13 protein-coding genes are annotated in these 15990 nt (G+C 51.6%); 11 read left to right on the forward strand and 2 right to left on the reverse strand.

The features are described from left to right. The first annotated feature begins 554 nt into the window (after positions 1 to 554). From ACH6EH_RS10390 to ACH6EH_RS10400, 3 genes are all read left to right on the forward strand, one after another. Entirely contained in the window at positions 555 to 842 is a 288-nt protein-coding gene (locus ACH6EH_RS10390; RefSeq protein ID WP_397332247.1) for a hypothetical protein, read from the forward strand. Between the two features lie 110 nt (positions 843 to 952). Then, positions 953 to 1645, forward strand: coding sequence for a uracil-DNA glycosylase (ung, locus tag ACH6EH_RS10395; protein WP_397332248.1), 693 nt, complete (start codon positions 953 to 955; stop codon positions 1643 to 1645). Between the two features lie 6 nt (positions 1646 to 1651). Then, entirely contained in the window at positions 1652 to 2047 is a 396-nt protein-coding gene (locus ACH6EH_RS10400) for a hypothetical protein (protein WP_138225349.1), read from the forward strand. A 96-nt stretch (positions 2048 to 2143) separates the two neighbouring features. Here the strand turns inward: ACH6EH_RS10400 and ACH6EH_RS10405 are convergent, their stop codons facing one another. Then, positions 2144 to 3220 (reverse strand): AI-2E family transporter, encoded by a 1077-nt coding sequence (locus ACH6EH_RS10405; protein ID WP_138225350.1) that lies wholly within the window; start codon positions 3218 to 3220, stop codon positions 2144 to 2146. 140 nt (positions 3221 to 3360) lie between these two features. Further along, a complete protein-coding gene (locus ACH6EH_RS10410) occupies positions 3361 to 3699 on the reverse strand; it encodes a L,D-transpeptidase (RefSeq protein ID WP_397332249.1) in 339 nt (112 codons plus the stop codon). 140 nt (positions 3700 to 3839) lie between these two features. Here ACH6EH_RS10410 and ACH6EH_RS10415 point away from each other — a divergent pair, with 140 nt between their 5' ends. From ACH6EH_RS10415 to ACH6EH_RS10450, 8 genes are all read left to right on the forward strand, one after another. Further along, positions 3840 to 4307 (forward strand): general stress protein, encoded by a 468-nt coding sequence (locus tag ACH6EH_RS10415; protein WP_397332250.1) that lies wholly within the window; start codon positions 3840 to 3842, stop codon positions 4305 to 4307. Positions 4308 to 4451: 144 nt separating this feature from the next. Beyond that, the gene (locus tag ACH6EH_RS10420) at positions 4452 to 6260 is read left to right on the forward strand and encodes a cache domain-containing sensor histidine kinase (protein WP_397332251.1); all 1809 of its coding nucleotides are present in this window, start codon (positions 4452 to 4454) and stop codon (positions 6258 to 6260) included. Between the two features lie 6 nt (positions 6261 to 6266). Beyond that, entirely contained in the window at positions 6267 to 7778 is a 1512-nt protein-coding gene (locus tag ACH6EH_RS10425; protein WP_138225354.1) for a response regulator transcription factor, read from the forward strand. Between the two features lie 133 nt (positions 7779 to 7911). Next, positions 7912 to 9405 carry an ABC transporter substrate-binding protein gene (locus ACH6EH_RS10430; protein ID WP_397332252.1) on the forward strand — a complete coding sequence of 498 codons (1494 nt, stop codon included), beginning with the start codon at positions 7912 to 7914 and terminating at the stop codon, positions 9403 to 9405. 84 nt (positions 9406 to 9489) lie between these two features. Next, on the forward strand, positions 9490 to 10428 hold the full coding sequence (locus ACH6EH_RS10435) for an ABC transporter permease (RefSeq protein WP_397332253.1): 939 nt from the start codon (positions 9490 to 9492) through the stop codon (positions 10426 to 10428). Between the two features lie 47 nt (positions 10429 to 10475). Next, a complete protein-coding gene (locus ACH6EH_RS10440; protein WP_138225357.1) occupies positions 10476 to 11393 on the forward strand; it encodes a carbohydrate ABC transporter permease in 918 nt (305 codons plus the stop codon). A gap of 138 nt (positions 11394 to 11531) precedes the next feature. After that, on the forward strand, positions 11532 to 12851 hold the full coding sequence (locus tag ACH6EH_RS10445; RefSeq protein WP_397332254.1) for a glycoside hydrolase family 125 protein: 1320 nt from the start codon (positions 11532 to 11534) through the stop codon (positions 12849 to 12851). Continuing rightward, complete coding sequence (locus tag ACH6EH_RS10450) at positions 12848 to 15976, forward strand: beta-galactosidase (RefSeq protein ID WP_397332255.1); 3129 nt, start codon at positions 12848 to 12850, stop codon at positions 15974 to 15976. Before ACH6EH_RS10445 ends, ACH6EH_RS10450 begins: the two co-directional genes overlap by 4 nt. Positions 15977 to 15990 lie beyond the last annotated feature (14 nt).

A 15990-nucleotide genomic window follows, 5' to 3' on the forward strand; every position in this document is an offset into this window, starting at 1 on the left:
AACAGCTTTCTGGTTTGCGTGGCAAGCAAATTACTTCCCTCTCCATCCGTTGGAGATCATCTGAAAGGCGGACGCGCCGCCCTGACGCAGAAGTAATGCCATGGCTGCGGCAGAGGATTTGGCATGCCGCAGCGGCTGCTTGAGCACCTTGATGGGATTGTTATGCAGCGCAACTATTTTGGTTTCATGTTGTGTTTATATGTGGGTAACATAAAAGACGCAATATTAGGAAGAAAGTTACAAAAAGTGCCGTTGATGGGACCATTGCCGAATAGGATTAATGAGAACTCCCTTCGCATGATATCAAATGATAATAAGATTGGAAACTCACCCGTGCGCTCGTTGCTTATCCGGAGTGTCCTCAAACAACGAGATCGGACACCCCCGAAATGTATTATTACAACATAGCCATTTTGCGTCTTCTTCTCCCGATTGCTGGCATTATTATGATCTTGATCGGTACATCCGTATATTCTGTCTATAAAGCGCTTCAGAAAGAAGTTGTTATTCTTCAAGAAAACGACAGGAAGCTGGAAAAAATACAAAACAATGTTATGACTAGGCTTTCAACCAGCCTCATGGTGCTGGCGGTCGCTATGATGCTCGCAGGGTGTGCGAAAGGGGACGGTCACTTTATCGTACAAGGAAAGATTGAAGACATTTCTTCTGAGACCGGGCAGATCCTTGTAGACGGCTTCTGGCTGCCAGTCCGGGAGCATGAGCGCTTTATGGTAGGAGAGTATGTTATAGCGGAGATCGAAAGCCGGGCGCCTGGCGACTCTTATGATCCGGATTTGACCACAGTTCGCCGTATAGAGCGTGGAAGCGAAGCATCAAAATAACCGGTTTTCCCTGAAATTAGGAAAAAAGCCGGTTTATTTTTATGCCAAAACGTTGTAGTATCGGTATACAAACCTTTGACAGCAGCAAATGACGGGGAGGACGCTGGACTTTGTTTAACAACGACTGGGACGAGCAGCTAAAGGACGAGATCAGCAAGCCATATTTTCAAGAGCTGCGTATGAAGCTGGCTGTAGAATACAAGGAACACACGGTGTATCCGCCGAAAGAAGATATTTTTCGAGCTCTGAAAGAGACGGCCTGCCGGGAAGCCCGGGTAGTCATTCTGGGTCAGGATCCGTATCACGGAGCAGGGCAGGCCGAAGGCTTAAGCTTCTCGGTTAGTGCGGGCATCCGGATTCCGCCATCATTACATAATATTTATAAAGAGCTGAATCAGGATCTGGGGGTGCCTGCTCCTCATCATGGGTCGCTGATGCACTGGGCGAAGCAAGGTGTGGTGCTGCTGAATGCGGTATTGACGGTTAGGGAAGGACAGCCGAATTCCCATAAAGGGTTAGGTTGGGAGACCTTTACGGATGCCGTGTTTCACAAGCTGAATGAGCGGCAGGAGCCGCTGGTATTTATGCTATGGGGCAGCTACGCACAGAAAAAAGGCTCCTTCATCGACCGGACGCGCCATTTGGTGCTGGAATCGACGCATCCAAGCCCCTTGGCAGCGCATAAAGGGTTCTTGGGCAGCCGGCCGTTCACGAAAGCCAATGCTTTCTTGAAAGAGCACGACATGGAGATTGTCGACTGGAAGCTGCCGGAGCTTCCGGACGAAACACATCATCGGGGGTGATTGTCTTTGAAGCATTGGGTGGGCCGACGCATTGCAGTACAGCAGCGGGATAAGGATAAGACCTTGACTGAAGGCGTGCTGAAATCCTGGGATACCGTCCAGGAGCGGATGATTCTTTCTCCCGGGGAAGTCAGCATTCCCTTTCATTTAGTAGCCAAGGTAGAGCCAAGCGATCATGCTCCTGCCTTGAACGGAATCGGATATATCATCCAGCATTCCATCCAGTTTGATAATGCCGTATATTTCCGCTCCAGTGTTATGGTGTGGAAAGGAGATACGTTAACAGCCTACCAGGAGACGCTGACTGCCCACGACCGGGATACGGTTACGTTATCGAATGGGCTTCGCCTGCGTAAGGACGAACACTGCTTCGTCGTGCGGTCTCTTCGTGGCAAGGCTTAACCATTGCGTTAGCCACTGACAATGAAACACCCTGATTCTCAGGCCAAGAGCGCTGCCGCTGCTTGGCGTTGAGATCAGGGTGTTTTTTGGGATAGGTCAGGCGTTTTCGACTTTTTCGGCAAGGAATAGCTCGTAAATACGTACAATTAGAATCTTGATCACCATATAAGCAGGAATAGCCAGCAGTACGCCGAGCATACCGTAGAAGTTTCCTCCCACCAGAATGAGCACGACGGTTGTTAAGGGATGGATATCCAGCTGCTTGCCATAAATGACTGGCGTCAGGATGTTATCCTGGATTTGCTGGGCGGCAATAATGACAACCACAGACCAGATCGCCGTGCCGGGGGATTCAATGAAGCCGACGATCACGACGGGGATCGTTGCCAGGATCGCTCCCACATAAGGTATGAAGTTCAGCACGAAGGAGATCAGTGTCAGCAGCAGAGAGTACGGCAGGCCGATGATCAGAAAACCGATATAAATCAGAACACTGAGCACCAGGTTCAGGATAACCTTGCCGATAATAAAGCTGCTGAGGGCGTTATCCATTTCACCGAGCACCTCATGGCCCTCACGCCGGTAGCGGCGGGGCAGCATGCCAAGGATTTTCGGAGGCAGCTTGCCGCTTTCCTTCAGCATATAGTAGAGAATGATCGGCACGGTCGCAACGATAATGAAGAAATTCGACACAGCGGAGATGACATTGCTCATGGAGTTGGTAACCCAGTCCACAGCCTGATTGGCATACTCAGACACTCGATTGTACAGCTCCGACTCGGAAGGAATGTACTGGCCGATGATGGAGTTCTTCTTCAGCTCATCCATTTGCTTCTGGACATCCTGTACGAGATTTGGTGCGTTGGAGATGAAATTCTCAATCTGCTCGCGCAGCGTCGGCCAAACGGTGACAATAAAGAGGGCGAACAGGGCTGCGAAGACGAAATAGATCATCAGTACGGCAAGTGCCCGCTTGATCTTCCGCTTCTCTAAATAGTCGACGACCGGCCGCAGTAAATAATAGAAGAAGCCGGCCAGTGCAATAGGTACAAGCAGAAGATTGAAGATATCGACAAAGGGCCGAAACAGGAAGCTGATCTTCGTAAGCAGATATACAATAAGTAAAAAGGCGATAATGCCAAGACAGGTGCGGAAATACTTGTTCTGAAGCATTGCGAAAATCCCTCCCGGGTATGTAATCTGGAGCCGCCGCATCAAGCGGCTCGTCTCACTTGACAGTTCTCATTAACCATATTGCCAGACCTGGACAACATCTGTCCCAGGTCCATTCTTTGCCTTTGCCAACCGCTAGCTTACGGCCGAATTGTAACCTGGGTGTGGATAGGAACAAGCGCAGCCAAGGTGTTAACGTCTTCGTTATACATTCGGACGCAGCCTGCCGACACGGCTCTGCCGATCGAGCCTAGATCGTCCGTACCGTGAATGCCATAGTGAGGCTTGGAAAGCCCAAGCCAATACGAGCCGTAAGGACCTCCCGGATTGGGCTGCTTATTGACGATGGTATACTCGCCGGGCGGTGTTTGCGTTGCCAGCTTCCCGATCGCCACCGGAAATTGCCGGATGACGATGTCTCCGTCCAGCAGGTACAGCGCGAAGTCGGATAGATCGACAATGATGCGGTATTTGGGCATTTTGCTCCCTCCCTTAACTTCATCTTATGCAGTAATACTTAATCTGGAGAATGCAACTCCGGTATTCCCATCTGTGCGTTTGGCGTGCCGCCGCTTATGGTTAATACTTGTTAACTCAGACTCAGGGAGATGATAGGGGCATGAATATACTGATGGCAGGGGTGTTTGACTCCGAGGCGGATCTGTACAACACGGTTCGGCAGCTGAAGGAAGCGGGAATTCAGGCCGAAGACATCTCGGTCGTTTCAAGGCGTGTCAAAATGCTGGAGAAGCTGAGCCAGCTTACAGGCACCCAGCCGCCTCAGACCGGGGATTCATCAAAAATGGTGGTTGGTATCCTCCGCGAGGTTGCTGCAGGCTTTCAAGTGCTGCCGGAGCCGGCGGCGGTGTCAGGGCCTGCTGCCGAACGTGCTGCAGGGGCCGGCATCGGAGGCGGTGAGGACTCGCTCGCCAAGGCTTTGGCCGGAATGGGCATACCGGAAGATGAAGCAAGCTGGTATGAGAAGCAGATTGAGCAGGATCAGGTTCTCGTACTGCTTGCCTGTGAGCCCGCGTATCGCCGAAGAGTCAGCGAAATATTCAACCGCAACAGTGTAGTAAATCGCTAAGACTAGACACTTGGCTCTGGCAGATGTCCTTCTGAGAAGGACATCTTTTATTTTTTCCTGATAATAACAGCGGGACAGCGGGGAAATTCGTGGTATGATATGGGGTACGAATTGTAACAAACTCATGCTAAGGAGGACGGACCCATGTCTGCCGGCAGCGTGTATCGCACGTATGTGAAAAATAATATGTTTACCAAGATGCTGCTGCTGTTCGTGGTCATTGCGGTAACGACGATTGTCACCTTGTCCTACCTGATGTTTAATCTGATGTCTGAGTCCGTCATTCGCAACGAGCTGGGGAATCAGCGGGAAGCGGTAGAGCGGGTGGAGCGTTACGTGCACCAGAAGTACATAAATGTGCAATCCTATACGAATGATCTGTATCGGAGTGCATCCTTGGGACAGGATACCTCTTACTTTTTAATTAATGATTTCGATGAATATATGGCCAAGCGGATTGACCGGATGACCCAGTCTCCGATCGGGAACAGCGAAAGCGTGCTTCACTACTTCCGGCAGGCGCTGGACGATGATCCCGGCATTCGTAATTTAATGCTCTATAGTGCAGAGAAGCAGTATATGTATGTGTACACCCAGGGCGGAATGTCCAAGCTGTACCAGGCGAATCAGAGCCGCTCCTACATTCCGGATGCGATGGCGCTGGAGAGTCCGAGTGTCTCGGTACCGAATGAATGGGTGAGGAACCTGGTCAAGGATCAGGAGACGCCGGTGTATTCCATTCGCATGCCGATCAATGATATGAGAACCTATAAGAACCTGGGACAGCTGCTTGTCTATTACCAGGCAGAGGATTTGGATCGTTTGCTGGAGAGCTATGCGCCAGGGATTAAGGGATATGTCATGATGCTGTCGGCTGACGGCAAGGTAATGTATGATTCCTCCGGCCGGTACAATGGGGAACGCTATCCCTATGCGGACCGGCTGGTTAATTCAGAAGCAACCGTCCAGCTGGAAGAGGAGTCCTATACGGTCACTCTGTCCAACAACCAGGGCGGCTTCACGGTCGTTGGGGTAGCCCCCGTGGCTGAAATGGCCGAAGGCTATCAGGGGATTCGGGATACGATTGTGCTGGTCGCCTCCATTGGGATCCTGATTGCAATCAGCCTGCCCGCTCTCCTGATTGTGAACTATTCCAAAAGAACGAATAACATAATCCGGTTTATGCGCAAGGTAGAGACGGGAGATTTTGTAGCCCGAATACAGGATACGAAGGAAGATCAGCTGGGGCAGATCGCCCATAGCTTTAATGAGATGTTAGATGAGCTTGTTCAATATATCGATAAGGTTTATAAAGCCGAAATTAATGAGAAGAATGCCGAGCTGTCGGCGCTGCAGGCCAGAATCAATCCTCACTTTCTTTACAATACGCTGGAGGTCATCCGGATGAGGGCGCTGTCCCGTGGAGCGAGAGATGTCGGAGATATGATCTACAGCTTGTCGGTCCTGTTCAAGAACATGGTGCAGAAGAAAGAGAATTACACGCTCAAGGATGAGCTGGAAGCCTGCAGGCTGTATCTGGAGCTGTTTCGGATCCGCTATAAAGACAAGTTTATTTATAATTTACATGTGGATGAAGAGCTGAAAGAGATGCCGATGATCAAGATGTCTCTTCAGCCGCTGATCGAGAATTATATCGTCCACGGCATTCTTCCGGAACGGGAGGATAACCGCATTGAAATATTGGCTGAATGTCACGAGGATCAGGTCGAGGTAACGGTAAGAGATAACGGGAAGGGCATGAGTCCGGAGGAGCTGGAATCGCTGCAGCTGCGTCTTTCCACGGGGGAAGCGCCGGGTGAGTCGTTCGGGCTGCGGAGCGTCAGCGAGCGCCTGAGACTGACCTACGGCCCGCAGAGCAGAATGGAAATAGACAGCACCGAGGATGAAGGGACCACCGTGAAGCTCATGTTTCCGGTCACGGCAAAGGAGTGAAGCTGCATGTATAAAGTGTTCATTGTGGATGACGAGCCGTTTATCATTGAGGGATTGTATGATGCTGTGGATTGGCAGGGCTTTAACCTGGAGATCGTGGGACATGCCGGAAACGGCAGGCAGGCGCTCGAGAAGCTGAAGGAGGTGCCGGCGGATCTGCTCATTACGGACATTTCCATGCCGGTCATGACCGGACTGCAGCTCATTGCGGAGGCCCGAGCCGTTCATCCGAACCTCAAGGTGATTATCTTGAGCGGCTTTGACGATTTCGACTACCTGAAGGAAGCAATGCGGCTGGGGATTGAGAATTATCTCTTGAAGCCGATCAACCTGGAGGAGCTGGAGGAGACGCTGTCAGCTACGATCAGCAAGCTAAATGCGGTGAAGGCCAGCTACTTGCTGGATGAATATGATATGTCTGTTCTAAAAAGCAATATTTTGTATCGCTGGCTCACCGGCAAAATCCGTGAAGAAGAGCTGGCGGAACGCGCCGCTCTGCTGGGGCTGTCTCTTGATGAGCCTTATGTGCTGGTATCGGTGCTACGGGGACAAAGCGTCAGGCTGGAGCGGGTGCTCAGAGAGCTGGCGGAGCAGCAGGAGCAGGTGCTTTATTTTGTCGATGATGATGGAGATTTTGTTGTCATCTTCACGATGCAGGACCCGGAGCTGGAGAAGCCGCGGGCGATCCGCCAGCTACGGCAAATCAGGGAGCGCTGCTATGATGAAGTGATCTCGATCTCTTTGGGAAGCGTGGAGGACTTAGGTGAAGGCAGAACGGACAGCTATTTGCACGCCAAGGAGGCGCAGGAATATTTTCTTGTGCTGCAGCAGCCTTCTTATGTGGACTATGTAGATATTCAGCAGCGGAAGGAAGAGACCGCCAAGGCTTTTCAGCTGCACTGGCCTGACTATGCGAAGGCGATTGCGGCCCGGAACAAGGAGGAGCTGTTCCGGCAGATCGATCATGACTTTGCGTCGCTGCGGAATACGCCGGGGATCGTTCCGGGTATACTGCATAGTGCAGCGGTGGAGCTGATCGTCAGGTTCAAAATGGAGCTGAGTGATATTCAGTACAGCGCAGCCCCGGATTTTTTGAAAAGAACGTTAAACGGGATTGTAGCTGCGGGAGCAATCGATGAGTTGATTTCGGTCATCAAGGCTGCAGTCAGCGATCTGGTAGACGCACTGAACAGTGATGTGAAAAGCCCTGTCATCCAGCAGATTCTGCAGCATATCCATGAGGCGTATCACGAGGACCTGTCCCTGAAGCTGCTGGGTGCGCAGTATCATATCCATCCCGTCTATCTGGGGCATCTGTTTCATAAAGAAACCGGTGAAACCTTCGCTGAATACATTAACCGATATCGCATCGAGAAGGCCAAGGAGCTGCTTAGAACGACGCCTCTTAAGGTGCAGGATATATCAAAACAGGTAGGATATTGGGAAACAGGATATTTTTATAAACAATTCAAAAAGTTCGCTGGCATGTCACCCGGTGACTTTCGAGGACTGCTCTGATGTAAGGTTCAGAGCAGTTTTTCTTTATTTTCACCATAATACCTTTAATTTTTCGCCTATATGAAAATGTTTTCATCCGGTAACCTTATAGGTGTAGCAAGCAATGAGAGACATAAAAGGGAGGACGTAAAACATGAGCAAAACAAAAAAGAAATGGCTGTTGCCACTGACAGTAATGCTGTCCGCATCCATGCTGCTTTCCGCTTGCGGAGGAAGCAACAATGAAGCTGGAAATGAAAGCGCAGGCAACGAGTCCGAGAAGCCCGCTGAAGCGACTGAACTGATCTGGTACACCATCGGTGCTCCACAGAAGGACATTGATATGGTGGAAGAGGAAATCAATAAGTACACGGCCGAGAAAATTGGCGTTACCGTTGACATCAAGATGATCGACTATGGTGACTATACGCAAAAAATGCAGGTTATGGCGGCTTCCGGTGAGCCAATGGACATCCTGTTCACAAGCTCTTGGGCATTTGACTACGTTCAAAATGCAAGAAAAGGCGCATTCATGGAGCTGGATCAGCTCATTGAAGACCATGGCCAAGGCATCAAGGAAGTGCTGGACCCAGCGTTCCTGGAAGGCTCCAAGGTCGATGGACATAACTACGGTATTCCTGCAAACAAAGAGCTTCCTGCCCAAGAGGTATGGCGCTTTAACAAAACGCTCCTTGACAAGCACAACCTGAGCATTGAAGGCGTGGAAAAGCTGGAAGATATGGAGCCGCTGCTGAAAGCTGTGAAGGAAAACGAGCCTAATGTTGTTCCATTTGCGGTAGGCAAGGACTACTCTCCGCTGAACACGCTGCCATACGACTACATTATTCAGAATCTGCCAATGGCTGTGGACATGAACGATCCAGAGCTGAAGGTCATCAACGTGCTGGATCAGCCGGACCTTATGGAAGATCTGCAAACGATGAACAAGTACTACAAGGCTGGTTACATCTCGCCTGAAGCTGCAACAACAACGTCTACCCAGGATCTGTTCACATCCGGCAACTGGTTTATGGACCGTGCAACTTCCCAGCCATTTGCAGACAACCTGTGGAGCCAAGGCTATGGATACCCTGTAGTATCCACCCCTGCGAGCGAAGCAACCATCTACAACTGGTCCGTCATGGGATCTCTGCAGGCCATCTCTGCCAACTCCGAGCATCCGGAAGAGGCCATGAAGTTCCTGAACCTGCTTAACACGGACGTAGCACTGCGTAACATGGTTGACTCCGGCATCGAAGGCGTTCACTACAAGAAAGTGAGCGAGAACGTGATGGAGAACCTGCCAGAATCCAAGAACTACGATATGCCTACCTTTGCTCTGGGTAACATCATGCTGACATACCTGAACCCTGCAGACCCTGAGAACAAGTGGGAAGAGTTCAAAAAGTTCAATGACGCTGGTACAGCAAGCCCGCTTCTCGGCTTCAACTTCGATCCTTCGAATGTGTCCACTGAGCTGGCTGCACTGAACAACGTGAAGGAAGAGTTCTGGTCCCCGCTGATGACGGGTACAGTAAGTCCGGAAGAATTCATTCCAAAAGCAAATGAAAGACTGAAGTCCGCAGGTATGGACAAAGTCATCGCTGAAGCTCAAAAGCAAATCGACGAGTGGAAAGCGAGCAAGTAATTATTGAAGACAACACTAGTATAGGAGGGGCGGCGGTTGTACAAACCGCCCCTCCTATTCTTTCATACAGAGGAGGACGCAAGCATGGGAGCAATTGGGCGCTTTTTTAAAAATATTATGACCAACAAGGCAATGCTGTTGATGGTGCTGCCGGGTGCGATCTGGTTTCTCTTTTTCTCATACCTGCCCATGTTCGGAACGATTATCGCCTTCAAGGAATATCGCTTTAGCCGGGACGGGTTTCTGGCCAGCATATTCAATAGCGAATGGGTAGGGTTTGATAATTTCAAATTCCTGTTTAGTACAAATGATGCATATATCATCACAAGAAACACGGTGTTGTACAATTTTGTCTTTATTGTGCTGGGCCTGGTGCTCTCCGTAGCCCTGGCGATCGTACTTTCTGAAATCGTGAATAAGCGATTGGCGAAAGTGTACCAGACCGGTATGTTTCTGCCTTACTTCTTGTCCTGGGTTATCGTCGGCTACTTCGTATTCAGCTTCCTGAGCTATGACAAAGGGATGCTGAACCAAATTCTTGGCTGGTTCGGAGCCGAGCCGATTCAGTGGTACTCCGAAGCCAAATATTGGCCGATTATCCTAACTCTCGTCAGTCTCTGGAAAGCGATCGGCTATAACAGTGTCGTTTATCTGGCCGCGATCATGGGCATTGATAAATCGCTGTATGAGGCTGCTATGATTGACGGTGCTAACAAGTGGCAGCAGATCAAAGCGATTACGCTTCCGATGCTGAAGCCGCTCATGACCATTCTGACACTGCTTGCAATCGGCAGAATTTTCTACGCTGACTTCGGTCTGTTCTACCAGGTACCGCGGGATTCCGGAACACTGTATTCCGTTACCAACGTTATTGACACTTACGTATACCGCGGACTTAAAACAACCGGTGAAATCGGCATGACGACCGCTGCTGGCTTGTATCAGTCCGTTGTCGGCTTCGTCCTGGTCATTACATCTAACTATATTGTCCGCAAGTACGATAAAGATAACGCTTTGTTCTAGGCTTTACCCATGTATGTTCCGAGTTTAATTCAAGGGAGGTTCGCGCCGTGTCTAAAAGCAACGCTAAACCACAGGATTTTCACCAGCTGTCGAAGGGATGGAATATCGGAGCAAACCTGATTGCCGGCATCTTTGCCTTTCTGTGTGTGTTCCCATTCCTGTTCGTTCTTATTATCTCATTTACCGATGAGAAATCTCTTGCCACCAACGGCTATCAGATCATTCCGGAGCAATGGAGCCTGGAAGCCTATAAATATGTATTTCAGACCGGAGACGCACTGCTGCGCTCTTACGGTGTCACCATCTTTGTAACGGTTGTGGGTACATTGATCAGCTTGTTCGTGATCGCACTGTACTCTTACGCTGTATCTAGAAAAAGCTTCAGATACCGCAACTTCTTCTCCTTCTTCGCCTTCTTCACGATGCTCTTTAACGGTGGTCTCGTTCCGACCTACATCGTAGCGACGCAGCTGCTGGGCCTGAAGGATTCCATCTGGGCGCTCATCTGGCCGCTGGCGGTCAATGCGTTCTACATTATGATCCTCAGGACGTTCTACAGCACTAGTGTCCCGGATGCTATTATTGAGTCCGGCAAGATTGACGGAGCGAGTGAGTTCAAAATTTTCTACAAGCTGGTGATCCCGCTGTCGCTGCCGGGCCTTGCCACAATCGGCCTGTTCAGCACCCTGGGCTACTGGAACGACTGGTTCAACGCTTTGCTGTATATCGATGATCCGGATCTGGTTCCACTGCAATCCATGCTGATGCGGATTGAGACAAGCATGCAGTTTATTTTGCAAAATTCCCAGAACTCTTCATTGAGCATGGCAGCCCTGCAGTCCTTGCCGCAGGATACGTCCCGGATGGCAATGGTCGTGCTGGCAACCGGACCGATCGTGCTGGCTTATCCGTTCTTCCAGCGTTACTTCATTCAAGGTCTGACTATTGGTGCTGTAAAGGAATAATTCAATATGGATGAGTAATGGAGGCCAATAAACCTTCGATCAGGCCGATGCTTGACCGAAGGTCTTTCGAATAAACGAATGAAGAAACAGATGCTGCCTAATTCTAATTTCAAGCCGTCAAAGGAGCGAATCTATAGCATGGAACAATTCAGACTTCCCAAAATACCGATGCCGACACTGGAGCTTCCCCAGTCCATCCAGGATGTGCTAAAGGAAGCAGAGGACAAGCTTTCTCACCGTCCGAAGCTGCTGCAGCTGTTCAAGAACACTTTTCCTAATACGCTGGAGACGACGACGAAGCTGATGGAGGACGGAACAACCTTCGTGATTACCGGTGATATTCCGGCCATGTGGCTGCGGGATTCGGTAGAACAGGTCGTGCACTACATTCCGTTTGCGAAGAATGACCCTGATCTTCAGCGCATTCTGAGCGGACTGATCAAGCGGCACATGAATTACATTATGATTGATCCTTATGCGAATGCTTTTAACGAATCAGCCAATGACTGGCACTGGAATACGACAGATGTTACAGAAATGTCTCCTTGGGTCTGGGAGCGTAAATTTGAAATTGACTCCTTATGCTTCTCGATTCGTCTGGCATATCTGTACTGGAAGGAAACGGGCCTGACCGATGTGTTCGATGCCGGCTTCAAGCAGGCGATGCTAAAGGTGATCGAGCTGTTCAAGGTAGAGCAGCATCATTTCGAGCAGTCCCCGTACCGCTTTATGCGCAACAACGGCATTCCGGAGGATTCCATCCGCAATGGCGGTCTCGGCATGCCGGTGAACTATACGGGCATGGTCTGGTCCGGCTTCCGCTCCAGTGATGATGCATGCGACTTCCATTACAACATTCCAGGCAATATGTTCGCTGTCGTTGCGCTGCGCCATATGCAGGAATTTGCAGAATGGATCTTCCGCGATATGGCGCTGCTGGCAGATCTGAAGCAGCTGGAAGCGGAGATTGACCACGGCATTAAGCTCTACGGCATTTATCGTCATCCGGAATTCGGTCCGATCTATGCTTACGAAACGGACGGCTTCGGCAACTACTCCCTGATGGATGATGCCGGGACGCCAGGTCTCATGTCTATTCCTTACCTGGGCTATGTGAGTGCTGATGATCCGATCTACCAGAACACGAGACGATTCGCGCTGAGCAAGGAGAACCCGTTCTACTTCGAGGGTAAAGTGGCCAGAGGCATCGGAAGTCCGCACACGCCGCCGGATTATGTATGGCATATGGCACTCTCCATGCAGGGCATAACGTCATCGACCGACGAGGAAAGACTGGAGATGATCTCCATGCTGGAGGCTACAGACGCAGATACCGGGTACATGCATGAGGGCTTCCATGTCGATGATCCGGCTGTATTTACAAGAAAATGGTTTGCCTGGTCGAACAGCCTGTTCTCCCAGCTCGTGTACAAAGCGATGAAGGATGGGATTCTATGAAGAATAACGTGATCTTTTTGTATGATCCCGCGTTTCCTGCCGCCGCTGACAGCAGTCTTCCTGCTGCAGCGGAAGGCTTGCAGGCGCTGGGCTCGGTGCAGGACGCTTCCACGCTGTCAGAGGCCCTGGCCTCTGCCGGGGAAGGCAGCTGCTTCGTCAATCTGCATGCGCCTTATTTCCCGAAGCAGGCCTGGCCTGCCATTCTTGCATATTTGAAAAATGGCGGCGGGCTGCTATCCATCGGCGGCGCACCGTTCAAAATTCCGGTCCGGCAAGAGCGTGAGAGCTGGGTCTGTGAGCCGGAGCAAACCGCTTATCATCAGCAGCTTCACATTCATGAAACCCTGCCGGTTGACAGTGCGCGTGTCTCGCGCTTGATCAGCCATCAGGATATTTCTGTTTTTAGCGGCAGTGACGCATGGCTTCCGGTAGAGCCGACCTGGAATCTCGTCCCGCATGTCACGAAATGCAGTGATTTGCCGGAGCAGATGGGCTCGGCTGGACCGATGGATACCCGGATTTACCCGCTGGTTAAGGGAATCATGGACAATGGCAGAGAGGTATCGGCACCGGTCGTGCTGTGGGAGAACACGGGCGGTCCTTTTATCGGCAGCCGCTGGATTTTTGTGAATCAGCCGGCCGGCCGCGGTTTATGGGGAGAAGAAGGCCTGAAGGCGCTGGGCTCCTGGTGTGACTATGCAGCCCGAGGCATTACCGAGCTGTGGATCAAGCCGAACTACGCTTCCTTCGAAGCTGGAGAGCGGGCACAGCTGACGCTGCAAACGCAGCGGCTGTCCAAGCGCCTGACGGCAGGTGAAAAGGAATCCTGGACGTTCCGGATCACGGTTCAGCATACAGAGCAGTCATCTCAAGTATGGCAGCATGAGCTGACCGTCGAGGTGAGCGGCCAGATGGACTTTATCCGTATTCCTGTTCCGATGGAGCTGATACCGGGCGCCTACCGCGTCATTTGCAGCGCCGCCGGTCCTCACGGTGAAACGCGGACACTCCGCCAGGGCTTCTGGCGCTTGGATGCAGAGCTGCTGTCAGAGGGCACGCCGATCACCTGTGACCGGGACTACTTTATCAAAGACGGACGGCCGCTGCCGGTGGTGGGGATGACCTATATGACATCAGATGTGGCGCGTAAATATTTGTTCCTGCCCAATACGGATGTGTGGGACCGCGATATGGCCCAGATGAAGCGAGCCGGCATCAACTGGATCCGTACCGGCTTGTGGACGGCTTACCGCAATGTTATGCAGGTGGATGGACACGCGTCCGAGGAGGTCATGCGTTCCATTGACGCCTTCTTCCTAACTGCGAAAAAGCATGATCTGCAGGTGACCTTTACGTTCTTCTCCTTTACCCCGGAAACGTGGGAGGGCAAGAATCCTTATCTGGATCCCCGAAGCGTTGAGGCTCAGAAGCGCTTTATCCGCTCGATCGTATCGCGTCACAAGAACACCAAGCATGTAGACTGGGATCTGATCAACGAGCCGTCCATGTTTGATCCGCCGCGCATCTTCTCGGATGGTCCGCGTTCAGCCAGAGATGAATTTGAGCGCCAGGCTTACATTGAATGGCTGCGCGAGCGTCATGGTGAGATTGAGGTGCTGCAGGAGCGCTGGAATATGACTCCGGTGCAGCTACCGGATTTCGACAATGTGGTTCCGCCGGAAGCGGAGGAAATTAATTTCGACGTTCAGGATATGCATCAGGCCAAGAAGGGAACACGCTGGCTGGATTACGCACTCTTTTCGATGGACATGCACAACCGCTGGGCCAAGGAGCTGTATGATGCGATCAAGGACGAATGTCCGGATCATTTGGTCACAGTAGGACAGGATGAGGCGCTGGGCGCCCAGCGTCCATCTCCGTTCTTCTACGCCGAAGCCGCTGACTATACAACCGTGCATTCCTGGTGGCTGAACGATAATCTGGTGTGGGATGGGATCTTCGCCAAAACGCCGGATAAGCCGAATCTCATTCAGGAAACCGGCATCATGTATGTGGAGACTCCGGAAGGCCGCGGAAAGCGCAGTGAGGCAGAGCTGCGAAACATACTGGAGCGTAAATATGCCTATGCCTTCTCAACCGGCGGTGCCGGAGCGGTGCAATGGATCTGGAATACGAACTTCTATATGGATAATGCGAATGAATCCCACATTGGGGCGGTTCGCGCGGACGGAACGGAGAAGCCGGAGGCCGACGTATCCTATGACTTCGGAATCTTTATGAATGGCATTCGGGATCTGTTCAAGGGTCGCGAGCTGGAGGAGGGCGCTGTCGTCTTCCCATACTCCAATGATTTCTCCAACCGGAAGCTGGCCATAGAGGCAACCACCACGGCTACGCGCGTTCTGGCTTATGAGCTGAACATGCCTTTCCGCGCCGTGGGCGAATATGATCTCAGCTCGCTGCGGAAGCAGCCGGTCAAATGGATCCTGCTGCCGAGCGCTCATAACCTGGATGACCAGGCCTTTGCAGAGCTGGTGTCGATCGTGGAAGAGACCGGAGCTGTACTTCTCCTGACGGGACCGCTTAGCCTCGATGCTTACTGGCGTCAGGTCGGTCGCCTTGAGAATGAGCTGGGCCAAGCCAAAATGGTGAATGTCCGCCGCGAGGAAGCTCTTGAAATTGGAAACACCGTTTACCCGGTGTCCTACGGCAGCCGCAAAATCGCTCAGGTCAGCAAGGAAGTCCGCAGTGGGGGTAAGCTTGAACAGGGGGTTACGGGTCTGCACAGTGTTCAGATGGGGACCGGTCGCCTGATCTGGTGTCCGCTGCCTGTGGAGCTGAATGATCGCATAGAGCCGGTGGCGGCTCTGTACAGCTATATGCTGAAGCAGGCTTGCGCCAAGTCCGAGCTGGAGTGGATTCATGGCGGCCATCTGGCCGGCGTATATGGAACTGTGCTGCGTTTTGCCGAGGGCTCGCTGTATGTGTTCAGCTCAGAGCAGTCGTTTGATGTTCCGGTGGAGGTTCGCGATCCCCGAACAGGCTGCACTTATTTCTTCAATCTGGAAACCGATCGCAGCGTATTGTTTGCCGTGGATCAGGACGGAAGCCTGATGTCCGTGTACCGCCCGGCAGAAGTTCACGTTGCGGTCGTTAAAGGCTAACCAAGGGGGATGAA

This window comes from Paenibacillus sp. JSM ZJ436 (assembly GCF_044383795.1).
GTDB classification, from domain to species: Bacteria; Bacillota; Bacilli; order Paenibacillales; family Paenibacillaceae; genus Paenibacillus_AQ; species Paenibacillus_AQ algicola.

Bases quoted from the DNA above. Each gene is read 5' to 3' on its own strand.
- ACH6EH_RS10425 (WP_138225354.1), top strand. From the start codon at position 6,267: ATGTATAAAGTGTTCATTGTGGATGACGAGCCGTTTATCATTGAGGGA.
- ACH6EH_RS10415 (WP_397332250.1), top strand. From the start codon at position 3,840: ATGAATATACTGATGGCAGGGGTGTTTGACTCCGAGGCGGATCTGTAC.
- ACH6EH_RS10435 (WP_397332253.1), top strand. From the start codon at position 9,490: ATGGGAGCAATTGGGCGCTTTTTTAAAAATATTATGACCAACAAGGCA.
- ACH6EH_RS10445 (WP_397332254.1), top strand. From the start codon at position 11,532: ATGGAACAATTCAGACTTCCCAAAATACCGATGCCGACACTGGAGCTT.
- ACH6EH_RS10420 (WP_397332251.1), top strand. From the start codon at position 4,452: ATGTCTGCCGGCAGCGTGTATCGCACGTATGTGAAAAATAATATGTTT.
- ACH6EH_RS10450 (WP_397332255.1), top strand. From the start codon at position 12,848: ATGAAGAATAACGTGATCTTTTTGTATGATCCCGCGTTTCCTGCCGCC.
- ACH6EH_RS10405 (WP_138225350.1), bottom strand. From the start codon at position 3,220: ATGCTTCAGAACAAGTATTTCCGCACCTGTCTTGGCATTATCGCCTTT.
- ACH6EH_RS10410 (WP_397332249.1), bottom strand. From the start codon at position 3,699: ATGCCCAAATACCGCATCATTGTCGATCTATCCGACTTCGCGCTGTAC.
- ACH6EH_RS10390 (WP_397332247.1), top strand. From the start codon at position 555: ATGACTAGGCTTTCAACCAGCCTCATGGTGCTGGCGGTCGCTATGATG.
- ACH6EH_RS10430 (WP_397332252.1), top strand. From the start codon at position 7,912: ATGAGCAAAACAAAAAAGAAATGGCTGTTGCCACTGACAGTAATGCTG.